Raw genomic sequence first — 24,030 nt, forward strand, 5'->3', positions numbered from 1 at the left:
TGGTGGTTTTAAAGGGCGGCAAAAATACACAAATTGCCGATTTTGCACTTTCGCTTTCAAGCAATCTTTTCAAAATGACAAAATTGTAAAAATGTAATTTTGAAAAATTGTTCTGACGTTCTTTGCGCTTTCCGGAAGTCAATCCGGAAAACCCTCTCATATCCGTTTTTGTTTATTCTCACGTTCGAATGCGGTCTGTTCTTTTGTTGCTGCGTCGCCTGCTGTTTCCATTTTCCTGGTTGTACGGAGCGGTTACCGACCTGCGTAACCTGCTCTATGACAATGGGTTTTATGCCGTTCACTCCTTCGATGTCCGAACGATCGGCGTCGGTAACCTGACCGTTGGCGGCACCGGTAAAACACCGCACATCGAATACCTCATCCGGCTTCTGAAGCCGGAATATGCCCTGGCGACACTCAGCCGGGGGTACGGACGAAAAACAACCGGATTCAGGATTGCAACGGAACAGGATACCGCCGAAACGCTGGGCGACGAGCCGTTGCAACTGTTTCAGAAATTTGGCCGGGAAGTGACCGTTTGTGTGGGAGAAAAAAGGGCCGAAGCGATCCCCCTAATTACGGAAAAAAATCCCGGAATCGTTCTCCTCGATGACGCTTTCCAGCACCGGCCCGTTAAACCCTTTGTGAACCTGTTGCTGACCGACTTTAACCGGCCTTTTTTTCAGGATATTCCGTTTCCGGCCGGAAACCTGCGGGAGAGGCGGCATGGCGCCCGCCGGGCAGACGCCGTGATCGTTACAAAATGCCCTGATGAATTGTCTCAGGCGGAGCGGGACGATTGGTCCCACCGTATCAGCCGGTATACACGCCCTGGTACGCCGGTTTTTTTCTCCTCGATCCGGTACGGAGAGCCGGTACCGGTACGTCCGGGCCTGCCTTTCCCCAAAGAGCGGGAGGTGACGCTGGTGTCGGGTCTGGCCCGGCCCGAGTTGTTTGAGCGGTATGCAAAAAGCCGGTTCCGCGTTGCCAGCCACCTGGCATTCGGGGACCATCACGCCTATACATCCGAAGACTGGCAGCGCATGACAGCCACGGGAAAGGCCCTGCTGACGACGGAAAAGGATGTCGTCAAACTGCGCGCATTTCCGCAGGAAAATGCCTCGCTTTTCTATCTGCCGATCGAAGTATATTTCCCTGAACAGGGGGCGTTTGATACCTGGCTGCGGAGCCGTTTGTCCGTTAATAAAGCTTAAACCATTCCCCAGGCCGTTTTTGCGCGTAACTTTGACCCTGTGAAGCGAATTCTATTTCTTCTGCTCGTATTCCCGCTGTGGGTATCCGCGCAGACCGTTCCCGGGCAGCTGCCCAATGCTCCGGGCGATATTTCCCGCAATCCGACTACCGCTCCGAAGAAGGGCGGAAAAATACTTGACGACTCGACCCAGAACATCTACGGGCCGAAGACCACCCGCTATTTCCTGGAAGAAGATCTCTTCAATAACCGGAAAACGCTTTATCAGATTGATACCGGCTATGTCAACTTCCACCGGTATGATTACCAGGAACGGAACGGGCGGTGGTATACCGACCTCGGCGGCATCAATACTGCACTGCGCCCGCTTTTTTTTGAAGCTCCAAAACAAATCGGCGCTCAACTCGGGTACGACGTGTACTCTCCGTACGGCATCACGCCGTATCAGGTGAAGTATTACGATACCAAATCGCCGTTTACGCAGGTATACTATGTGCAGGGCGGGAACGGACAGAGTATTCTGGAGTTCGATCTTTCCCGGAATGTCAACTCCCAATGGAACGTCGGGATGCACGTGGCGCGCAACGTCAGCCGGCGGCAAATTGGTCTCGGATCGAGCTCAAGCCAGTCCGACCGCCAGCTGGCCAGCCACTGGAACTTCGTCATTCATACCAACTACCGCACCAAAAACGAGAAGTACGCGGTGCTGGCGCACTACAATATTTTCGAACATACCATTCGGGATCAGGGCGGGCTGCTGACCGCCGGAGATCCTTCCAAAGCGAAATGGGATAGTCTTTTTCTGCGGATCAATGAAAGCTCCGAGATGCTGCCGTCTTCCCGCAGCCGGGAGCGGCGGAACCAATTGCACGTCTACCAGGAGTATGTTCCCGTAAAAGGCTTCCAGGTATACCATGTCGGCGACTTTACCGGGCGGTTTGACCGCGCCCGCGACAATGCCTTCGCCACCGGCTATGCCAACGGATTTTACAACAACCTGGCGAATATCAGCAAAGCAGATCCCATCAAATACATCAAAAATGTTCCTCAAGCCGACTCGGTAGAAGCTACTGCGTATTACTGGCTGCTGGAGAACAAATTTGGTTTGAAGGGGTCGTTCAAGGGATTCAACTACCGGGTACATGTGAGGCGGCGGGACTACTCGCTCTCGCAGTGGTCGCGGGTGCGTCTGACCAGCACCGATACCATCCGTACTACCTTCATTCGTACCGTGCCCGATACCCTCGGCAATCCCGTACAGTTTACCGATACCTATACCGGGTATGTAACAGGCCGGATTGTGAATGTCAACCAGAAACTGCGGCGGAATGAGAACTTCTTAGGCGCGTGGGTAGGGTACTATTTTCAGGATTCCACGCGGCTGGTAGCCGAAGGGGAGTACCTCATCGGAGCCGACTACCGCCTCCATGCCGACTACTATGGCAAATGGTTCCGGGCCAGTTTCACGAGTACCCTGAATTCGCCAACGCTGATTCAGGAGCGGTTTCTGAGCCCGATTCTGAAGTGGGACGAAAACCTCAGCAACGTCTTCACCAACCAGGTACAGGCGTCAGCTCCGCTGAAGTTCAATAACCTGTTTATCGAACCGAGCATCCACTACAGCCTCACGAAAAACCATATCTATTTTGATACGGCTTCGGTGGCGCGTCAGGCTGGAAGCGCTATCAGCGTGTACCGGGCGGGCATTAACCTGTCGTGGAAGTATGGGAAATTCAGTACTTCACACCAGGCCTATTTCACCACTACCAGCGGTCCTGACCTGATCCGGATGCCGAGAATCCTGACGCAGTCGCGTGTGGCGCTGGATTTCGTGTATTCCAAAGTAATGTTTGTTCAGGTAGGGGTCGACGCCCACTACCGCGCCGGCTACTACGCGGATTTTTACCAGCCGATTTCGCAGCAGTTTTACCTCAACGACAAGTATAAAGTTCCCGGATACGTACAGCTGGACGCCTTTGCCGATATTCGCATCAACCGCGTGCGCCTGACCGTGCAAATGCGCAATTTTGCTGAAGGCATTGTGCCGAAAGTCTTTTTCCCGACGCCGTACTTCCCCGGCCTCAAACGGAGCTTCAGCTTCGGAGTGATCTGGCCGCTGTTCGATTAATCGTCCTCTCTATGCTCGGACTGAAATTGCCGACGGATCCCCGCTGGGTTCGTATCGCCGAAAAAAGCATTGAAGAAATCCTCGTCGACCATGCCTATTGCGAGCAGAAGGCTGCGTCGTCCTGCATTTCCCTGATCATTCATTATCCCGAGAAGGAAAAACTGCGCGAAGTACTCATGCCGGTCGTGACCGAGGAATGGGGGCATTTCCGGATGGTCATCCGCGAACTGGAAAAGCGGGGCTACTCCCTGGGCCGGCAACGGAACGATGAATACGTCGTCGAACTCCGCAAGCGTATGCGAAAGGGAGGTACCATCGATCAGCAGCTCGGCGAGCACCTTTTCGTCAATGCACTCGTCGAGGCGCGTAGCTGCGAGCGCTTCCGGCTGTTGTCGGAAGAGATTTCCGACGAAAAACTCCGTGATTTTTACCGGGACCTGATGGTGTCCGAAGCAAATCATTACGTTAACTTCATTGATCTGGCGAAGGAATACCTCCCGGCCGACTATGTGAAGGTCCGCTGGCAGGAATGGCTCGCCATCGAAGCCGATATTATTGCCCGGATGGACATCCGCGGCGACCGTATGCACTGACCACCCATGCAGACATTTCTTTCTGAAGCCGCCCGGTATGTGTTCGACCGGCATCCGCTCGACGCCCTTTCCCGGCTTTGTGTGGTGCTCCCGAGCCGCCGCGCGGTTTATTTTTTCAAGCTGGAACTGGCCCGACTGGCCGACCGGCCGTTTCTCGCGCCGGAAATCCTCGCGATGGACGACTTCATCCTCCTTCGTGGTGACAGGAAGCAGGCCGACCCTGTCTCTCTGCTGTTTGAATTATATGATGTTTTCAAAGAAATCGAACCCGAGCTTGACTTCGACCGCTTCACCAGCTGGGCGCCCGTTGTACTGCGGGATTTCGATCAGATAGACCTGTACCTGGGCAATGCAAAGGGTATTTTCGGCTGGGTACAGGCAGAAAAGGCGCTGGAGCGATGGCCGGGGGCGCCGCCCGCAGGCGAAGGCTCCGCAACGGTACGGTACTTCCGCCTCTTCGAAAATCTCTTCCGCGTGTACACCGAACTACAGAAACGTCTGGAAGAGAAAGGACTGGCCTACCGCGGTATGGCGTATCGCAACCTCGCGACGGAAGTAGACAAAGTCTTCTTCGAAAAACCGGTTCACGATTTTCATTACTTCCTCGGATTCAATGCCTTAAGTCGCTCGGAAGAAACCATTCTCCGGAAACTTACCGGTACCGGACGGGCCGAAGCCTTGTGGGACGCCGACTTTTTTTACCTGCGTCCCGGGCACGAAGCGGGGCGTTTTTTGCGAAACTACCTCGCCGACCCCGACCTGGGCCGCGGCGAATGGAACCGGCGTTTCCGGGATCAGGATCCCTCGACCCTGCTGCTGAGAACCAGCGCCAAACAGGTGACAGACATCGGCGTTCCCAATACCACCATGCAACCCAAAGTAGCGGCGTGGCAATTGGAAGACTGGCTCCGGAAAGGCCTGCCGGAAGCGGCAGTCGTACTGGGCGATGAAAACCTGCTGATACCCATGCTGTCGTCTTTGCCGGCTGGTATTGAGGATTTTAACGTGACGATGGGGGTATCGTTGCGGCAGTCGCCCTTGTTTACCCTCGTCGAAAGCCTGTTTGAGTTACAGCAAAGCGGCATACGGTCGGGGAGCAAGCCGGCCTTTCCCCTGAAACACCTCATCAAAGTACTCGGCCACCCGTTTTTGCAACGCAGCAGGGCCGTCGCGCCGTTTTTGCAGGAATTGCGGAAAGGCGCAAACGTATTCGTCCGCGAGGAGGAAATCCGGGAGCTGGCGAAGGGCGACCAACTGCTGACGCTGATTTTTACGCGCTGGGAACAGGACTCCCGGCGGGCTACCCGACAGTTATACAGCCTTATTGACGCCCTCAGGCCGCTTTACGAAGGCGTGCCGGATGCTGTTGAGACAGAATACCTGTACGAGTTTTACACCATCCTCAAACGCCTGGAGGGTATTCTGAACGAACGCCGGGAACCGGTGTCCATCACTTCGTTCCGGCGGTTTCTTTTTGAACTCATCCGGCAGACGAAAATTCCGTTCTCCGGCGAGCCCGTCGCCCCGCTGCAACTTATGGGGATGCTGGAAACGCGGTGTCTGGACTTTGAACGGGTGGTTGTTCTGTCGGTAAACGAAGGCGTCCTGCCAACGGGAAAGAAGCAAAACAGCCTGATACCGTTTGACGCCGCGCAGGAATTTGGCCTGCCTACCTACGTCGATGCCGATGCCGTAATGAGTTATCACTTTTTCCGGCTGTTGCAACGGGCGAAGGAAGTCGTACTGGTACATACCGTTCCCGCCGGCGAAGGCGCCAAGGCCGAGCCGAGCCGTTTTCTTCTTCAGATTGAACATGAGCTGGCCAAGCTAAACCCGAATCTTTCGTGGGGGGCGCGCATGGCCGAGTTCGTGCCGGAGGTTCCGCGGGAGCGGCCGGAGACCGAACTCGTCGTCCCGAAAAGCCCTGAAATACGGGAGGAAATTCTCGATCGTCTCGCAAAAAAAGGCATCTATGCGACTCATTTAAATATGTATTACCAATGTTCGCTGAAGTATTACTTTAGTCGGATTGCCGGTATTGCCGAGGAAGAGGAGCAGACGGAATCGCTGGAGGCAAACGACTTCGGTACCTGGGTGCACGAGGTACTCGAGCAGATTGACCGGGAGATGATCCGGGAGGAAAAGCGCCGCTATACCCGGGAAGATTACGAGCGGTTTACGGCAGAAATACCGCAGCGGCTGACGACGATCTTCAAGGAAAACTTCCCGCGTCAGGTGATGGATGAAGGCCGGAATTTGCTCCTCTTCAACGTCGCCCGCCGTATACTGACCCATTACTTTGCCTTCCGGCAGGCGGAGCTGGAAGCGGGAAAAGAGGTTGTGGTACTCGCGCCGGAGCAGAAACTACAGGCGTCGTTTGATTACCGCGGTCGCCCGCTGCTCGTTGCCGGGAAGATCGACCGGCTGGAGCAGGTCAATGGAGATATCCGTATCGTTGATTATAAAACCGGCAAAGTAGATCCCCGGTCGGTCGACGTCAGCGATTCCCTTTCGCCGGAAGAATTACAGGAATCCTTCCTTTCCAACGACGATTGGGGCTATCTGCGGCAGCTGTGGCTCTATAAGTACCTGGTGCTCAAGCAGAATCACCGGCAGGTTGGGGGAGTGGATTTATCGGCTGACCAGACCGTCCGCCCCGGTATTATCTCGTTCCGGAACCTGGCCGCCGGATTTATGGCACAGGAAAACCTGCGTTTTTCGGAAGAAACCGATGCGGCGACATTTCTCGCTGAAAGTGAGGTATTTCTGACGGCTTTTGTAGATGAATTAATGGACGAAACCAAGCCGTTCCGCCAAACCGACGACCGCGACACCTGTCAGTATTGCGACTTCGTCCGGATTTGCGAACGCGATTAACGAGATGAAACAAGTAGCGCTCGGACCGCTGATAGTCAGCGAAGTAGCTTTCGGCTGCATGTCTTTGCAGGCGGGCGATACCCATGCGCCCCGGTTGCTGCAGCAGGCGCTGGATCAGGGTATTACTTTTTTTGATACGGCGGATTTGTACGACAGGGGCGAAAACGAAGAATTGCTCGGAAAAGCCCTTGGGCATCGCCGGCAGGAATATGTTCTGGCTACGAAAGTCGGCAACGAATGGCGCGCCGATGGCAGCGGGTGGGACTGGAATCCCCGCAAAGAATACATCCTGAAAGCTGTTGAGGCAAGTCTTCGTCGCCTCCGGACCGACTACATCGACCTATACCAGCTTCACGGCGGGACCTTCGATGACCCGATCGACGAAACCATCGAAGCGTTCGAAACCCTGCGAACGGCCGGCAAAATCCGGGCCTACGGTATTTCCTCCATTCGCCCGAATGTCATCCGGGAATGGGCGGCGCGGTCGGAAATGGTATCGGTTATGATGCAATATGGTCTGCTGGACCGTCGCCCGGAAGAAGCCTGCCTGCCCTTACTGGCACAAAAAGGCATCGGTGTATTGGCAAGAGGAAGCCTGGCGAAGGGGTTGCTCGCGGGTAAGCCGGCTGCGCCTTTTCTTGGGTATTCCCCGGAGGAAACAAGGAGGGTAGCGCAGGTAGTAACTTCGCTGACGACCGGACAGCACAACGCCGCCGGTATTGCGATCCGGTATGCGTTGCAACGGGCGAGGGTAGCTGTTGTGGGTATTCGCACGGAAACCCAACTGAATGATGCGCTACGGGCAGGAGATACCGCACTTGCTTCCGAAGAAGTAACGCTGCTGGACCGTGTACTTCAACCCGAAACCTACCGCGATCACCGGTAGGGAACGATCTGCGTCTGAAAATCCTTCGCTCAGTATGAATCGTCGACCCGTTAAATCCACGCGAATCTTCTCAGACGCACTGCTCGGCGCTTTCCGGCAGCAGGGAGATGAAGCGGCAGATGCGGTAGTAGCTTCGGCGGTGGCAAACGGCACGTCGCTTCCCGTTTTTTTACGACAGCGGGCCACGGGTTCTGTCCAAACCGACTATCCCGCATTTTTTACGAAAGAAGGAAAGCTACCCGGCTGGGCCGACGCCCGGAAGCTGGAGCGCGGTCGCGCCTTCTTCCGAAAACATAAACCCGAAATTGCAATACTACTGGGCTGCCTGTCCCTGCCATATTCATACCTGGGGGCGGACGGCGTGCAGGTACTGGCGCTTTCGCGCCGGATGCAGGACGATACCCGCAAACGGCTCGAAGAAACCGGCGCGTTTGTTTTCGCCATGGCGGAAGAAGGTGAGTGGGCGTCGGGCGAGGCGGTCGAACGTATCCTGAATGTGCGGCTCATGCACGCGGCGGTGCGGCGGCTTTGCCTGGAATCCGGGCGTTGGAAGGCAGAATGGGGCGTGCCGGTCAACCTGGAAGACATGGCGGGAACCAACCTGTCGTTTGGGTATCTGGTACTCAGAGGGTTGCGTAAAGGCGGTTTGCAGGCCGATGATGCCGACGAAGAAGCCTTCCTCCACCTCTGGAACGTCATCGGGGCGCTCAGCGGCGTGCCGGACGAACTGCTTCCGCGCAATACCCGGGAAGCCTGGACGCTGGAGAGAGCGATGGTCCGCCGCCTCTTCCGCCCCACGCCCGAAGGAAGGCAACTCGCTGAAGCACTGGTTCATACCCTCGAAGCCGAAATGCCCGGCGCGATGAAAGGCATGGTTCCGGCGCGGATGCGTCTGCTGCTGGGAGACGAACTCGCCGACCTGCTGGGCCTTCCGGCAGTACCTGTTCAGCGGCGGTGGCTCGCACGGGTACCGGTACGGCTGTTTCTCCCAGCGGTTTGATATTGTCAGGAGAAGTACACAACTTGCGGCCTTTTTGAAAGGAATACCGGAAGGGGCGAAAGGCCCCGTTACTCCATTCACACAGCTATGACGTTCGCAGAAGTAGACGCCAAAATCAAGCAGCTGGCAGCCGCCAAAGGGGGCACCGGCGACATCATCAAATTCAAAACCGACGAAGGAAACATCGTCATCGGCCGTGACGGCGTGGTGACGAACGACGACGCTGAGTCGGACGTAACCATCGGCATCAGCGCAAAGGACCTGGGCAAGCTCATGACGGGCGACCTCAACCCGATGACCGCCCTGATGTTCGGAAAGATCAAGATCGAAGGCGACATGGCCGTAGCCATGAAGCTGCAAACATTGTTTTAGTGTGCGGCGCGGCCGAAGGCCGCGCCGACTCTTTCTTAACCGCCATGGCTCAGAACCAGACCATTTGCGCGCTGGCCACCCCGCCCGGCGTGGGTGCCATCGGCGTCATCCGGGTCTCCGGCCCGGAGACTTTCCCCATTGTCCAGAAGCTGTTTCGCGGCAAAAACCTGGCGGAACAGCCCGGCCATACCATTCATTTCGGCACCATCCGCGATGAACATAACGAGATCGTAGACGAAGTACTTGTCAGCGTTTTCAAGGCTCCGCATTCCTATACCAAGGAGGATTCCGTCGAAATTTCCTGCCACGCTTCCGGGTTCATCATCCAGAAAATCCTGCGGCTCCTGCTGAAAAACGGCTGTCGCATGGCGCAAAACGGGGAGTATACCCAGCGGGCGTTTCTCAACGGCCAGCTCGACCTGGCGCAGGCTGAGGCCGTCGCTGATCTCATCGCGTCCGATTCAGAAGCGAGTCACCGCGCGGCGATTCACCAGATACGCGGCGGTTTTTCGAAGGATATCGCGCAATTGCGGGAGCAGTTGATCCATTTTGCCTCGATGATTGAGCTGGAGCTGGATTTCGGGGAAGAAGACGTGGAGTTTGCCGACCGCGACCAGCTGCGGCGGCTCATCACCGAGATCTGCCTGGCGCTGCGCCCGCTGATCGACTCCTTTGAACTGGGTAATGTGCTGAAGGAAGGCGTTCCGGTGGCGATAGTCGGTCCGCCGAACGCCGGGAAATCCACCCTCCTCAACGCGTTGCTCAACGAAGAGAAGGCCATCGTTACCGACATCGCCGGTACCACGCGCGACGTCATCGAAGACGTCCTCATTCTCGACGGCATCAAGTTCCGCATCCTCGACACAGCGGGTATCCGCGAAACATCTGACAAGGTCGAAGCCATCGGCGTGGAGCGTTCGCTCGCCGCGATGGAAAAGGCCGATATTATTCTCAAACTCAGCAGTGCGGACGTAGCCGATCCGGCGTTTGAAACCCTTTTTGCCGAGCGAATGGGCAGTTCAGACCGAGTAATCTCCATTCGTACCAAAGCCGATTTACCGGAGAACGAAGGAGTCGGGGCCGACCTGATCCTCTCTGCCGCCACCGGCGAAGGCATCGACGCCCTGCGCGACGCCCTCGTGACCCGCGCCCGCGGGCAACGTACCGGCGACACCGTTGTCACCAACCTCCGCCACTACGAGCACCTCACCGCCACCGACGCCGCCCTCGAACGCGCCCTCCGCGGCCTCGACTCCGGCATCACCCAGGACTGGCTCGCCATGGACATCCGGCAAGCGCTGCATCATTTGGGAGAGATTACGGGGCAGATTACGACGGATGATTTGTTGGAGGTGATATTTTCGAAGTTTTGTATTGGGAAGTAGCGGCTTTCTTTCCTTTGTTTCACAACAAATGGCAAATATCCTCCGAGCTGAAGTATCTGCCGGATGATATCCGCCATTGGCACGAAAAGAATACCTACCCACCCGATGAAATTGCAGTGCGGTTTAAGCAAAGCGTTGTAAGCATCCGTTGTTTCCCAAATGGCAACGGCTAGCATAGTCGCGTCATTGCCGACATCATTGTTGGTAAAATACACAAGCAGCCCGTATTCAGTTGAGTAGCAGCCAGCCTGTCCGGCGAGGGGCCTGTCCTGAGCTAGTCGAAGGGCGACGACCGGGCAGCCTCCTCAAAGCCGTAAACGCAGTCGGCTAGGGGATTACAGCTTGCTACTGGCCTTTGGCCGTTCCTGATATTCCGTTTCATAGTCATTCGTAAACCTCTATCGGAGTTTTTTGCTGTTGCTGCCATGCCCACAGGTTGAATTTATCAATAGGTCTTACAAGCTTGCAAATTTTGCAAGCTTGTCCGTCCGAACTGGCAAGGCTGCCAAATAGGTCGGTACACTCCTTCTTTTATTTATTTATATTTGCCAAGTCAATACTAAGACGATGGAAAGCCAGTTTGGTGAGAAAATACGAGCACTCAGAGAGCAGCAACATTTGTATTTGCGGCAGGTAGTCCCATTGCTTGAAATGGACACGGCTCAGTTGAGTAGAATCGAAAAAGGATTGTGACAAAAAAAGAGAAGTAAATTCCTTTACTGACTCAAATCTTTGGAGTGAATAGAATGGAGTTGGAAGTCCTTTGGTTTGCCGACCAAATAATGCGTTTGATAAAAGACCAACCAACGCCAGATGAAGCATTGAAAGCCGTTTCGAAAAATATTAAGAAAAAGAAATAATGTCTACAAAGTTTTTTACAAATGAAAATAATAACACCCTTCTAAGTAAAATTGAGGGGGTATTCAAGCATCGAAACATTCACTTTTTCGATGCTTTAGTAGGCTATTTCAGAGCTTCAGGTTATTTCCGCATCCATCCATTTGTAGAAAAAGCAGCTGAAATTAGAGTACTCGTAGGTATCAATATCGACAACCTTGTTTATGAAGCGAATAAGCGGGGTTTATTGTTTATTGAAGATCCAGCCAAAAGCAGAGATGATTTCTTCGCTGAACTGAAAAAGAACATTCAGGAGGCAGAATATGATAAAGATGTGGAAGCTGGAATGCTCCAGTTGATTGAGGATTTGGTTACTGAGAAGATAAAAATCAAAGTGCACCCAAAGCAGAACCTACATGCGAAAATCTACATTTTCAGAGAACAAGAGAAGCATGACCACGGCTATGGCTCTGTTATTACTGGTTCAAGTAATTTAACCGATAACGGCTTAGAAAGAAATTTTGAGTTCAATGTTGAATTACGGGATAACACAGATATAGATTTTGCTACAGAAACCTTTAACAAACTTTGGAATGAAAGTGTAGAGGTAGGAAAAGAGTTTGTGGATAAGCTCAAAAAAGAAACATACCTGAACGATGAGTTTACTCCCTTTGAGGTATACATGAAATTCTTAATTGAATATTTCGGCAGAAGCATTGATTTCGACCCTAACTCAATTCAGGATTTACCACAAGGATTTAAAAAGTTATCTTACCAGGTTGATGCGGTTGCAGATGGTTACAGCAAGATGATGAAGCACCACGGCTTCTTTTTATCTGATGTAGTAGGACTTGGTAAAACCATAGTAGCCACGTTGATAGCCAAGAAATTCTTTTATTCAAATGGGTTCCCATCTTATTTGTCTAAAACGCTGATTGTTTGTCCTCCAGCATTGAAGGAAAACTGGGAAAATACTCTTTCTAAATTCGGTTTACACAACTATAAGATTGTAACATCGGGTAGTCTGCATAAAGTAAACAAGCATCATGACTATGACCTGATAGTTGTGGATGAAGCTCATAAGTTTAGAAGTGATAGTGCCGAAATGTACTTTCACTTACAAAATATCTGCAAATCTCATACACGTAAGAAACTAACCAACGATACTTACGAGCAGAAAAGAGTGATGCTGATTTCAGCCACACCACTAAACAATAAGCCGGAGGATATTGCGAATCTTGTGTACCTTTTTCAGGATGCCAAAAACTCGACTTTAGAGGTGGGCAATTTGCAGCACTTTTTCAGATGTGAAATTGATGCATACAAAAAACTGAAGGCTGAAACTGATATTCAGAAAGTGAGTACCGGTGTAAAAGGTATTTATGAGAAAATAAGGGTAAAGGTTATCGAACCCCTTACAGTGAGGAGAACCAGAACTGACCTTTCAGAAAACGAGGAGTATGCAAAAGATTTGAAAGAACAAGGTGTCATTTTCCCGGCAGTAAACAAACCTGAGAAAATATTTTATCAATTAGATGAATATTTAGACAGCCTCTATGATAAAACGATTCTGTATCTAAGCCACCCCACCAAGGGGCTTTCTTACAATCGTTATCAGTCAATAAAATATTTGAAGCCGCATAAAAAGGGTAAGTATCAAAAGGCTGATATGATTTCAACCCAGTTGGCTTTCATTATGAAAACACTATTGGTAAAACGTATCGACAGTAGCTTTTATGCCTTTAAGCAGTCTTTAAATCGCTTTTTGGCTGCTACCAATGCAATGGTAACCATGTTTGATAATGACAGGATTTACATTGCCCCAAATTATGGAGTAAGTGACTACATAAATGAAGGTCGTGAAGAGGAGTTAATTACAATATTGACTGATCTTGCCGAGACTGATCCAACAATTGAAATTTGCACTGCTGATGATTTTGAGCCTGGCTTTATTACTGGTCTTAAAAATGACAAAGTGCTGCTGGATGAATTAGTACAGGATTGGGCAAATGTTACCCAAGACCCTAAACTGGAAGTATTCGTTGATTACCTGAAAAATAAACTCTTTGATAAAACAATCAATAAAGATGAAAAACTGGTTGTTTTTTCTGAATCGAAGGAAACCACGGCCTACTTGGAAGCTGAATTAAAGAAGGCAAATTTCAACAAGGTATTAGTAGTAGATAGCAAAAACAGAAAGGATAAATTCCCTTTCGTAAAAGCAAACTTCGATGCAAATATTCCACTAACAGAACAGAAGGATGATTACAATATCGTAATCAGTACCGAGGTGCTGGCTGAAGGCGTAAATATGCACCGTGCAAACATCATCGTTAATTATGACACCCCTTGGAACAGTACAAAACTCATGCAGCGTATTGGTAGGGTGAACCGTATTGGATCAAAAGCAAACAACATTCATATTTTCAATTTCTTTCCAACGGCTAAGGTCAACAGTGATATTGAACTTGAGAAAAAGGCCATTATGAAATTACAGGCATTTCACTCAGCAATGGGTGAAGACAGTCAGATATATTCGCCGGATGAGGTTACAGAGAGCTTTGGCTTGTTCGATAAAACAGTAAACGAGGAGAAAGACGAGAAACTGAGGATTTTGTTGGAATTGCGAAAGTTCAAAAAAGATAATCCTGATCTATTCAATCAAATTAAAAACATGCCAACAAGGGCAAGGGTTGGCAGAAAAAGTCCTGTGCTGAAAGGTGCAACCATCACCTTTATTCGCAACGAGAAAAGAGATGCTTTCTTACTTGTTAAGGAAAACGGAGATATTGACGAACTCACATTTCTGCAAGCTGAAAAGGAGTATAATGCAAAAATTACGGAGAAAGCTATCCCACTGAATGAACAGCATCATAAACAGGTGAAGGAAGCCATCAGCTTGTTTGCTAACAAAATGGAAGAGGAGAAGAGTAAGGAACGTAAAATTGATACCACACAAGGCCCCAATGAAAAGAAAGCTTTGAGTTTCCTTGATGCATTAACCAATATGCAAATTGCTAATCCGGAGGAGAGGGAGTTAATGCAAAATGCCAAAGCCGCCATTCGTTTAGGTAAATTTCAGCAATTGCAAAGGGATGTAAATAAGCTGGCAAAAGCAATAAAGGTTGCTCCCTTAAAACCTGCCAATTTGTTGGAAGAGGTTATAAAACTGCTAAACAAATACCCCTTACAAGTGGTGGAAGATGATACCATGCAAATGCTTCGACCCATTTTCAACATCAAGGAGTTTAAACCGGAAATAATCATTAGTGAAAGTTTCGATAACTAATCAACTACTCATCAAATGCAAGAGAGAGAAATAAAAAATACACTCACCGATGATTATGCCTTTGACAAGTGGCAAAGGCTTATTGACTTTGTGTTTCCCAAAGTCAATTTTGAAAACTCCATTGTCTCTTTGGATGATAGTAGTAATAAAACTAAATACGTCCATCAGAAGGGGGATATTACACTCACTGACGGTAAGAAGATAATCATCCTTGAAGTTTGCATTAAGAAAGAGAACAAGATTGCCAAAACCAAAGTAGGTTTTCACAATATCACTGCTAAGTATATTGACCAGGCTAACAACCACGGTATTTTGGTATTCTATGTTTCGGAGGATAAGTCTCAGCAAGACTATCGTCTATCTTTCATTTGCAAAGAATCTCGTTTTAATGAAGAGGGTCAGTTTGAAGAATTTAAAACAAACCCTAAGCGTTATACCTACCTGTTGGGTATCAATGAATCTGCTACTACTGCTGCAAAGCGACTGAGGGAATTAGCAGCAAAGAAAAACACTTTCAACTTCGAGTTAAAGGATGTCATTGATGCCTTCTCTGTTGAAAAACTGAATGACGAGTTTTTCAAAAAATACAAAGAGCAGTTCCAGATATTTAATAACTACCTTATTGAAGATGATAAAATAAGGTATAGCATTTTTGATATTGATAAGAATGAGAAAGAAGAGAATAAAACTGCCAACGAACTGGCCATTCGTGATTTTACAAAGAAATTATTAGGTCGTTTAGTATTCCTTTACTTTTTACAGCGTAAGGAATGGATGGGTGTATCCACACCAACAGGCAGCCAGAAAGTAACTTGGAAAAACGGGTATAAAAACTTTGTATATAAACTCTTTACGGAAGCGGCTAAACCGGAAAAATTTCACAGCAAATATTTATCAGAACTGTTCTACAATACACTGAACAACGAGAGTCGTGAAAACTTTGTTTTCCTGATAGATGGCAAAAGCCCATTTAATGATTCAAAAAATGTGAGTGTTCCATACCTCAATGGAGGTTTGTTTGATGATGATTTTCCGAAGGGCAATAAGATTGATTTCCCAAAACACATTTTTGAAAATCTGTTTGAGTTTTTAGAACAGTACAATTTTACCATTGATGAAAACAGCCCGGAAGACCACGAGGTAGGTATTGACCCTGAAATGCTTGGCCACATCTTTGAAAACCTCCTGGAAGACAATCGGGATAAGGGTGCATATTATACACCCAAGGAAGTGGTGCATTATATGAGCCAGCAAAGTATTATTGAATACCTTAAGCACAACTTAAATACCGATAGCAAAGACATAGATGATTTCGTAAAGGGCAATGTTGTTTCTGACCTTGTAAGAGCCAATCGTTCGCTGATAAAGAAATTGCTGAAAGAGGTAAAAGTATGTGATCCGGCTATTGGTTCAGGAGCTTTCCCAATGGGTGTTTTAAAAGTAATATTCACTGCATTGCAAAACCTGCACAATGCTATCAGCCCAAATGAATCATTTAATGAGGCTAAGGTGAAAAAGGATATTATTCAAAAAAGCATCTATGGTGTTGATTTGGAAAAAGGTGCCGTTGACATTGCAAGGTTGCGATTTTGGCTGGCATTGGTGGTGGATGAAGACAAGCCTCAACCCTTACCTAACCTCGACTACAAAATCATGCAGGGAAACAGTATCCTTGAAAAGTTTGAGGACGTGGATTTGAGCAACCTGTTAAAAGACGAGAATGAAGACATTATTATTGCACACAAAGGGCAGGTAGAATTGCCTGGCTTTGGAAGAAACCAAAGTGTTTTTGTGTTCGACAGTACCATCAAAGAAGAGTTTCAGAGCCTTATAGATTTATACTTCGATTTTAAAGTAGATGCCTCACATCCGTACAAAACTAAACGGGAAGTTAAGGCTATGATTAACTCCATTGTTGAGGGCAAGTTGAAGGCAAAGTTTGCATTGGATAAAACCAAGTTGCAAGCAACTTTGGCCGAAAAGCGAAGCCATGTAAAGGCTAATACAATCAATACCCATGACCCAAAGGGAGTTCAGGATAAAAAGACCAAAGCATTAGAGAAACTAAATAAAGAAATTGAATCCCTTGAATACAAGATAGCCCACCTGAGTGATATATTAGACCGCCTCAACCGATGGGAGCATGAGGAGAAAGAACGGCCCTACTTTTTGTGGCACACCTATTTCAAAGATGTATTCGATAAGGGTAAGTTCGACATTATTATAGGCAATCCACCCTACATTAAGGAATACACTAATCGTAAGGCGTTTGATGGAATTAGAGACAGCCCTTACTACATTGGCAAAATGGATATATGGTACTTTTTTGCCTGCTTCTGTATTGATATGCTGAAAGACAATGGAGGCGTACAATGCTTTATTGCACAGAACAACTGGATAACCAGTTCAGGTGCTGCAAAACTGCGGAACAAAATTGTGCAGGAAACTGAAATGCTTTCGTTTATTGATTTTGGTAACTACAAAGTATTTCAGAGTGCCGGTATACAAACCATGATTTATGTAGTGAAGAAAACAACGCCAAGAAAAAAATATACCACCAACTATGCAAGATTGCTGGTGGATAATATTGATAAAACCTTTTTGGATTACTTCCTGCAATCAGATGCAAATACTACACATGAAAACTTTGAAAAGGTAAACTTTGAGTTTGTTCCGGACACTTATATCGATGGTTATATCACTTTTGCAAATGACACTAATGAGAATATTCTAAAGAAAATTCAAGAGGTTGAACATATACGATTGGAAGAAAAGGAGATAGCGACCGGAATACAGCCTAATCCCGATGTTGTTAATACAAGGAATATTAAGCGTTTTACTGAACGAGAAATTAGCGACAACAAAATAAAGATAGGCGATGGAGTTTTTGTTGTTCCGAAGGGTAAGTTTGATAAATTGGATGATGCTGAGAAAAAGTACATCAAGCCAGTCTTTGAGCCTAATGAAGTTCAGCGGTACAAGTTTATTGATGATTACGAATCTGAAATATTGTACATCACGAAAGCCAATTATCAAAATGATGCACCGAATCTATTAAAGCATCTCTCTGTCTATAGTAAGATAATGGAAGAGAGGCGAGAAAATCAAAATGGTCGTCTTACTTATTACCATTTGCAATGGCCAAGAGACGAAAATTTCTTTAAGGAGGGAGAAAAAATATTAAGCGTTAGAAAGTGTGATAGACCTACGTTCATTTACACTAAATCGATGTCATATGTAATGCTTTCGTTTAATGTAATTAGGACTGAAAGAGTAAGCCTGAAGTATTTGACTGCATTGCTAAATAGTAAACTAATAGCATTTTGGTTAAGAAACAAAGGTAAAATGCAGGGTAACAATTACCAGATAGATAAGGAGCCTTTGCTTGAGATACCCATTGCATTGTCTGACAAGCAGCAAATTATTGCTACGCTGGTCGATTATATTTTGCTGGTTCAACAGCCCCGCAAGGAGCTGTTGATAAAATACATTGGCGATGATTTAGTTATTCATTCGTTTGATGAAGTAATAGACCAGGCTTTTTACGAAATATATTTTGGCACAGAGCCGGAAATGGCAGAATTGTATGTGTTGAAATACCTGGAGAATATTAAGCCAATTTCAGAAGACTACACGGATGCCGATATTGAAACAGTGGTGAAATTTTACCACTGGCTGCATGAGCAAACCAATCCTGTTCGTACCGCTTTACTCAAAGCCAACATAGTGAGTAAAGATATTATTGGTGTAATAAATTCAACCATCAGCTAATGAAGATTACCGAACTCACACTACATAACTTCAAGTTTTTTACCGCAACCGACAACACACTAAAGCTGGACGGTAAAAACTTGTTGATATGGGGCGAAAACGGCAGTGGTAAATCTTCTATCTATTGGGGCATTTATACATTGCTCCAGTGCAGTTTTAAAGATAATGATGGAATAGACGCATACTTTACAGAAAACCACGAGAAAAACCTCATAAACATACATACACCTGCCGGTGATCCTTCTTTCATAGAAATGAAGTTGGATAATGGTAGTGCGTATAAAATTGCCCTTGGCGATTATAGTGTCATCAATGACCAAGATGTTCAGCTAAGTGCAGTCAGTAGTGATTTCATCAATTATCAGGTACTGGCAAGTTTCCTCAGCTTTTATCACAGAGACAATCCTGTTTTGTTTGAAATGTTTGAAGAGGAGATTTTCAGATACTTACAATTTGCACCACCAGCACCATATACTTTCGATTTCTTTAATGATGCCTGGGATGAGCTTAAAAAAACATTGGTTAAAAGTGGCAAGCCAAGCAAATATCCAAATAGGCAATCCACAATAGTTACCAATAAAACAAATCTTAAAAATGCTTTCAATATTCAATTAAGAACCTTACTGGCAAATGCAACAGCAAAAGCCAATGACATACTTAAAAATCATTTTGGGTATGATATAGAAATTGAATTAGAATATCGGGAGTATAATTTTGAACTGCTGGCCAACAATAGCGATGTACGCTATACTATGCCGCAGATATTCCTGAAAATCCGAAAGTATTATGGTAAAGAAGATGCTGTTAAAAAGCCTCACTCATTTTTAAACGAAGCCAAAAAGACTGCCATTGGTTTGGCAATACGTTTGGGTATTTTGGAAAGAAGATTATTGGCCAACAAGCTAAATGTACTGGCTTTGGATGATTTGCTGATAAGTTTGGATATGAGCAACCGGGAAGTGGTGTTAAAACTACTCTTTGGCGTGTATCAGAATAAATATCAGTTATTGATTTTCACCCACGATAAACAATTCTTCAATATTGCTAAGCACAAAATAGAGCACAGCAGTTTTAAAGACGACTGGTTGTTTTGGGAATTTTATGTGAATGAAAAAGACCCACTTGTTCCGAAACCGAGGTTTTTTGAAAATGAAACGGAATTGTCAAAGGCACTATATCACTTGTCAGAAAGCGACTATCCTGCATCTGTCAATTACCTGAGAAAGCATACGGAGAAGATTTTGGAAAAATACTTTCCTCATCATTTGTATGCAAACATTGACAAAGAAGAGCCCAACAGCAATTATACATTGGATTCTATGCTTGGCAGGGCCATTATCTTTTTCACCAAGATGAATCAGCCCACAATAGTCTCGAGTTTATCAGATGTAAAACAGTATGTAAAAATTCTATTGAACCCATTATCGCATACAGAACGTGGAGTTCAAAGACATAAGGGCGAAATCAAAAACATAATAGTCACTTTAGATGCTTTGGAAAAGTCATTTTCACTGGTGTCATATAGAGTACATATTAAGTCAGGTGAGCTTGTTACTTTAAAACTCACTAAGAATGCAACAACATCTTACGAAATTGATGTAGGGCTTCTGGAAGATTTATTTTGGTTTAAAGATGGTCTAAATGACCGTTTTGCCTCATGCAAATCCGAATCTATAAGAATAAGAGAGTTTGAAAATGCCGTTTTAAAAGAAGATAAGAAATTCAATCACTATAAAGATTTACCACTTTCTGATTTGTATACTCAGATTGTAACTCATAATGCTTTTCAAATACCTGCTATTGCAGATTGGGAGTCACTGTACTTCAAATCTGACGGCAGCCCATTAACTACTTTGTAAATCGAATTAATTATGTCAGAGATCAATAACCCATAATACAACGACATCATATTTTACAACACCCCCACCGGTGATGTGAAAATTGAGGTGATTTTTAATGCGATACCTTTTGGCTTACTCAAAAGCGGATGGCAGAATTGTTTGGTGCGGAAGTTCCTGCTATCAACAAACACCTGAGTAATATTTACGAAACGGGCGAATTAGACGAAAAGGCAACTATTTCCATTTTGGAAACAGTTCAGCAGGAAGGTACCCGGATGGTAAAGGGGAATGTGGAGTTTTACAATCTGGATGCCATAATAGCCGTGGGCTACAGGGTAAACAGCCATCAGGCTACCCAGTTCCGGATTTGGGCTATCAAAATCCTTAGAGAGTTCATTATCAAGGGGTTTGTGCTGGACGATGAAAGACTTAAACAGGGAGAACGCTTTGGCAATACTACTTTGACGAACTCCTGGAACGTATCCGGGAGATAAGGGCCAGTGAAAGGCGTTTCTACCTCAAAATAGCCGACATATACGAGCAGTGTAGTATAGACTATAACAAGGATGTAGAAATAACCCAAAAGTTCTTTAAAGCTGTTCAGAGCAAGCTGCATTGGGCCATTTCCGGCAAAACTGTAGCCGAACTGATTGCAGACTGCGCCGATGCCTCTCAACCCAATATAGGCTTAACGACTTGAAAAAATGCTGCTAAGATAAAATCCTGAAAACCAATAGTGGAACAGCCAAGAATTGCTTACAGGAAAATGAAATGAAAGAGCGTATCATTACCATGCACCTCGATTTTGCTCGACTGCAAGCCGAAAGATGAATCCCGATGACAATGGCAGGTTGGTTTATCCGTTTGGTGCCTTCGTTATATTCAAAGAGTAGATGATTTCACAAGACGCCGATAAAGTATTTAATGAAGTAGCTGTCAAATTAGTGAATGAATAGTATATAAATTAGAATTTTTGGAATTGGTATTCTGAAATTGATCCAGATAAAGAAGTGGAAAGATAAGCGATAGACTAGAAAGTATAAAAAACCAAGTGTAGCAGTGTAAAATCGATATTGCTCAGTCAGGCTCGTGGTAGATTATCTGGCTTTCGCTTTCTGTGGCGTGAAGCAGAAGAGGTTTGGCCCTATCTCTTAGGATAAGTTGTTTGAGTCATTCCCTGAAGACACAGAAGCCAAACATGAAAGTTACCGTAGCGATTCCAAGCCACGGTCGTTAAAATGTCATTTTTTTTCATGGAAGGCGTTGGTTTTCCGTTCATTACTTTTGCTACATCATCCTGTACTAGTTCAAGACCATTTATGGGAAATATTGCATTTCCCAACTTTACCGAAGATGTGTGAGTGTGGCTGGAAGATACTGATGGCTTCTATGTTTGGCGTTATCTTTCGAGTGTTTATCAGCTTTCAGTATTGCTTTTGAGGCTTTTCTGAGGGAATAACTCCGCCAAGCTGGTGAGGCCATTTTGTAACGGTAGCAAGGAACGGCTTTAAGCTATTTGACGATGTTGAGCACGTTGCAGACGCTATTTTTGAGAGAGCACTGCGTAGATGGACATAATGTCGGGATGGACAATGGAATTCCTGCAACAGCGGCTAAATACTTTAGACTTGGTAGTTATGGGCCGAAAAATACTGTTGTCTTTGATCATCTGAAAAGCTGCTTCCGAAATGTGATACTTTCAGTCGGGAAAAAAAATTTAATGTTGTGTTTTCTGAGACAGAGCGATTTGATAATCTCTGTGTAAATTATGCTGACTATATATAAAAGTCAATCAAATGAAAATTAACGTGGCCCTTACTCGCTATCTGATTTTGGCATTAGAACCACCATAATAAGCTTGCGAACATGAAGATAGGATCATCTAAACATTAGAATAGTGAAGAGACGGTAGAGTTTATTTACAATATTCTCATGTTGGGACAAAAATTCGCCAGAAGTGATAAATATTACTTTGCTTATCGAGCCTTTTTCCCCCTTTTCCTCGTATATTCGAAACATCGCAGAATTGCTTTAGCCTGGGCGGGTTATTTGCAGTGCGATGGAACAGCCCCGGTTTTCCGGGGCTTTCTTTTTGTGGGTACCTCGTGTAACCGTTAGAAGCGGAAGAGGAGCAAGTGGAGGCAGAGGGGCGAAAAGACCGGCAGGTAACGCGGGAGTCTTCCCCTCCTCACCCAATATCCAAAATCAACCCCAGCATATACTGCAACTCATGCACATACTGCAACTTCCGCGGCAGGAAAGAAACGGTGACGGAATGCTCTTCAGCATCGTAGCTACCGGTATGTACATTGGAGAGTTGTATTTCCCCGGAAGACTCATGCAAGGGAATCCCCAGGTACCGAAGCATCGCCGGTGTGATGGGAATGGGTTCTGAATTCGCATCGGAGAAGGCGACGGAGTCGACCGGGATCGGGCCGGATTGCAGCTCCTGCGGCAACACGGCGGTTCCCTCAAAACCTGCGAACCACCTGCCGCTGATCCGGTGAACTTTCACCAGGGCGACAATCCTTCCCACTACTTTACCCGAATCAGCGGTATCGACGTAAATCAGGCTGTTGAGTTTGAGGTAACCGATCATGATCCAAACATAAGGAACCGGGACCAATCTTTGGCATTTCTTCGACGTTCAGGAGAAAATCGAGCTACAGTTGGCGCTTTTCTGACATCTTCGTGCGCAGAGATTCCTATTTTTTAGAATCATTATAGATAGATTGGTGGGAATATGTGCTTAGTTTCCCACCTGACGGAACTGTGCCGAGGTTCCGGTTTTCTCGTTCTGAAGCGTTCATAACAGCGGGCTCCGGCCCGTTTTTCGAGGTCCTGTTATGCGGGTGCGCCAGCAGAATCCCTCGTCTGAAATCCCGTATCCGGCTTCAAACGGCCCAGGTATACGTGGGTAAATTTCGCTACAACTTCTGTTAGCGAAGATAAGAGGTATAACGGCATGTTTCGAACAGCCATACTGTCCGGCAGCGTCGGGTAGGTGCGGGTACCGCCGGCACAGAGGCTACAAGCCTTTCTTCAGCTGTGAGCCTGCTTCCCGGTCCAGCAGAATAGTCGCATCCGAATGCCGGCGCAAAAACGAGGCAGGTACTTCGGTCGAAACCGGACCTTCCAGCGCCGCCTGCACAATAGGTGCTTTCCGTGCTCCGCTGGCGACCAAGACCGCCTTTCTGGCTTCGGCCAGCTGCGTTAAGCCCAGCGTAATGCCGGTTTTGAGTGAAGTTTTTTCAGCGAAATACTTTTGCCCGACAGAAGTAGTTGTCGCGTCGAGCGATACGACATGGCTGCGCAGGCCGGGATCTGTCCCCGGCTCGTTGAACCCGATGTGGCCGTTCATCCCGATGCCGACCAGCATGAAATCAATTCCGCCTTTTTCAGCGATGAAAGCATCCATCGCCCGGCACTCCGCCGTCAGGTCATCGGCCTGGGCATCGAACAGCCGAAACTGCTCCGGCGAAAGTCCCAGCGGATCAAAAAGATACCGGCGGAGAAAATAATGGCAGCTCCCGGGATTATCCGGCATAACGCCGATCCATTCGTCGAGCCCGATGAACGTCGCCCGACTGAAATCAATCCCCGAATGGAGAAGCAGCGGGACAAAAAGGCCATAGGCAAGCCGTGGGGAATCTCCCGAGGCAACGCAAAAAACCGGATCGGGTTTCGTCCGGAATACGTCGACCATCCGCATGGCCGCCTGAAACGATTGTTCTTCGTGGTTTTCAGCAATGAGTACTTGCATAGTTCCGGATTACAGAAATAGTGGCCGGTAAGGTACGACAACCCTGCCGGAAGTCGGGAAGATTCCACTGGTTTT

The 24,030-nt window shown here is 47.3% G+C and carries 15 protein-coding genes; 13 read left to right on the forward strand and 2 right to left on the reverse strand.

Features of this window, described 5'->3' with window-relative positions; genetic code table 11:
* Positions 1 to 188 precede the first annotated feature (188 nt).
* The 13 genes from lpxK to rhuM all read left to right on the forward strand — a co-directional run bounded on the left by lpxK (position 189) and on the right by rhuM (position 20,892).
* A complete protein-coding gene (lpxK, locus tag BLR09_RS14265) occupies positions 189 to 1,214 on the forward strand; it encodes a tetraacyldisaccharide 4'-kinase (protein WP_093203476.1) in 1,026 nt (341 codons plus the stop codon).
* Between the two features lie 39 nt (positions 1,215 to 1,253).
* Entirely contained in the window at positions 1,254 to 3,341 is a 2,088-nt protein-coding gene (locus BLR09_RS14270; protein ID WP_176785552.1) for a putative porin, read from the forward strand.
* Between the two features lie 11 nt (positions 3,342 to 3,352).
* Complete coding sequence (miaE, locus tag BLR09_RS14275) at positions 3,353 to 3,934, forward strand: MiaE family protein (protein ID WP_176785553.1); 582 nt, start codon at positions 3,353 to 3,355, stop codon at positions 3,932 to 3,934.
* A gap of 6 nt (positions 3,935 to 3,940) precedes the next feature.
* Positions 3,941 to 6,811, forward strand: coding sequence for a PD-(D/E)XK nuclease family protein (locus BLR09_RS14280; protein ID WP_093203483.1), 2,871 nt, complete (start codon positions 3,941 to 3,943; stop codon positions 6,809 to 6,811).
* 4 nt (positions 6,812 to 6,815) lie between these two features.
* On the forward strand, positions 6,816 to 7,697 hold the full coding sequence (locus tag BLR09_RS14285; RefSeq protein WP_093203486.1) for an aldo/keto reductase: 882 nt from the start codon (positions 6,816 to 6,818) through the stop codon (positions 7,695 to 7,697).
* A gap of 34 nt (positions 7,698 to 7,731) precedes the next feature.
* Positions 7,732 to 8,697 carry an oxygenase MpaB family protein gene (locus BLR09_RS14290; protein ID WP_093203488.1) on the forward strand — a complete coding sequence of 322 codons (966 nt, stop codon included), beginning with the start codon at positions 7,732 to 7,734 and terminating at the stop codon, positions 8,695 to 8,697.
* Positions 8,698 to 8,784: 87 nt separating this feature from the next.
* Complete coding sequence (locus BLR09_RS14295) at positions 8,785 to 9,069, forward strand: SCP2 sterol-binding domain-containing protein (protein ID WP_093203491.1); 285 nt, start codon at positions 8,785 to 8,787, stop codon at positions 9,067 to 9,069.
* Between the two features lie 44 nt (positions 9,070 to 9,113).
* A complete protein-coding gene (gene mnmE, locus BLR09_RS14300) occupies positions 9,114 to 10,454 on the forward strand; it encodes a tRNA uridine-5-carboxymethylaminomethyl(34) synthesis GTPase MnmE (RefSeq protein WP_093204235.1) in 1,341 nt (446 codons plus the stop codon).
* An 859-nt stretch (positions 10,455 to 11,313) separates the two neighbouring features.
* Complete coding sequence (locus BLR09_RS14305; RefSeq protein WP_093203494.1) at positions 11,314 to 14,580, forward strand: helicase-related protein; 3,267 nt, start codon at positions 11,314 to 11,316, stop codon at positions 14,578 to 14,580.
* 15 nt (positions 14,581 to 14,595) lie between these two features.
* Positions 14,596 to 18,351 carry an Eco57I restriction-modification methylase domain-containing protein gene (locus BLR09_RS14310; protein WP_093203496.1) on the forward strand — a complete coding sequence of 1,252 codons (3,756 nt, stop codon included), beginning with the start codon at positions 14,596 to 14,598 and terminating at the stop codon, positions 18,349 to 18,351.
* Complete coding sequence (locus BLR09_RS14315; protein WP_093203499.1) at positions 18,351 to 20,210, forward strand: AAA family ATPase; 1,860 nt, start codon at positions 18,351 to 18,353, stop codon at positions 20,208 to 20,210. Before BLR09_RS14310 ends, BLR09_RS14315 begins: the two co-directional genes overlap by 1 nt.
* 128 nt (positions 20,211 to 20,338) lie before the next feature.
* Positions 20,339 to 20,686, forward strand: coding sequence for a virulence RhuM family protein (locus tag BLR09_RS25705; protein ID WP_218126661.1), 348 nt, complete (start codon positions 20,339 to 20,341; stop codon positions 20,684 to 20,686).
* Entirely contained in the window at positions 20,683 to 20,892 is a 210-nt protein-coding gene (rhuM, locus tag BLR09_RS25945; protein ID WP_394331410.1) for a RhuM family protein, read from the forward strand. Before BLR09_RS25705 ends, rhuM begins: the two co-directional genes overlap by 4 nt.
* Positions 20,893 to 22,380: 1,488 nt before the next feature.
* On the opposite strand, the gene BLR09_RS14325 is transcribed toward rhuM, so the two are convergent.
* Positions 22,381 to 22,791 carry a hypothetical protein gene (locus tag BLR09_RS14325; protein ID WP_093203501.1) on the reverse strand — a complete coding sequence of 137 codons (411 nt, stop codon included), beginning with the start codon at positions 22,789 to 22,791 and terminating at the stop codon, positions 22,381 to 22,383.
* Between the two features lie 429 nt (positions 22,792 to 23,220).
* The gene (locus BLR09_RS14330) at positions 23,221 to 23,955 is read right to left on the reverse strand and encodes a 6-phosphogluconolactonase (protein WP_093203504.1); all 735 of its coding nucleotides are present in this window, start codon (positions 23,953 to 23,955) and stop codon (positions 23,221 to 23,223) included.
* Positions 23,956 to 24,030: the final 75 nt, after the last annotated feature.

The sequence above is a fragment of the Siphonobacter aquaeclarae genome (assembly GCF_900103285.1).
Classification (GTDB): Bacteria; Bacteroidota; Bacteroidia; order Cytophagales; family Spirosomataceae; genus Siphonobacter; species Siphonobacter aquaeclarae.

Excerpts from the sequence above, each read along its gene's own strand:
- BLR09_RS14315 (WP_093203499.1), top strand. The coding sequence starts at position 18,351 with ATGAAGATTACCGAACTCACACTACATAACTTCAAGTTTTTTACCGCA.
- BLR09_RS14325 (WP_093203501.1), bottom strand. The coding sequence starts at position 22,791 with ATGATCGGTTACCTCAAACTCAACAGCCTGATTTACGTCGATACCGCT.
- BLR09_RS14330 (WP_093203504.1), bottom strand. The coding sequence starts at position 23,955 with ATGCAAGTACTCATTGCTGAAAACCACGAAGAACAATCGTTTCAGGCG.
- lpxK (WP_093203476.1), top strand. The coding sequence starts at position 189 with ATGCGGTCTGTTCTTTTGTTGCTGCGTCGCCTGCTGTTTCCATTTTCC.
- mnmE (WP_093204235.1), top strand. The coding sequence starts at position 9,114 with ATGGCTCAGAACCAGACCATTTGCGCGCTGGCCACCCCGCCCGGCGTG.
- BLR09_RS25705 (WP_218126661.1), top strand. The coding sequence starts at position 20,339 with ATGGCAGAATTGTTTGGTGCGGAAGTTCCTGCTATCAACAAACACCTG.
- BLR09_RS14295 (WP_093203491.1), top strand. The coding sequence starts at position 8,785 with ATGACGTTCGCAGAAGTAGACGCCAAAATCAAGCAGCTGGCAGCCGCC.
- BLR09_RS14290 (WP_093203488.1), top strand. The coding sequence starts at position 7,732 with ATGAATCGTCGACCCGTTAAATCCACGCGAATCTTCTCAGACGCACTG.
- BLR09_RS14280 (WP_093203483.1), top strand. The coding sequence starts at position 3,941 with ATGCAGACATTTCTTTCTGAAGCCGCCCGGTATGTGTTCGACCGGCAT.
- BLR09_RS14305 (WP_093203494.1), top strand. The coding sequence starts at position 11,314 with ATGTCTACAAAGTTTTTTACAAATGAAAATAATAACACCCTTCTAAGT.
- BLR09_RS14285 (WP_093203486.1), top strand. The coding sequence starts at position 6,816 with ATGAAACAAGTAGCGCTCGGACCGCTGATAGTCAGCGAAGTAGCTTTC.
- miaE (WP_176785553.1), top strand. The coding sequence starts at position 3,353 with ATGCTCGGACTGAAATTGCCGACGGATCCCCGCTGGGTTCGTATCGCC.
- BLR09_RS14310 (WP_093203496.1), top strand. The coding sequence starts at position 14,596 with ATGCAAGAGAGAGAAATAAAAAATACACTCACCGATGATTATGCCTTT.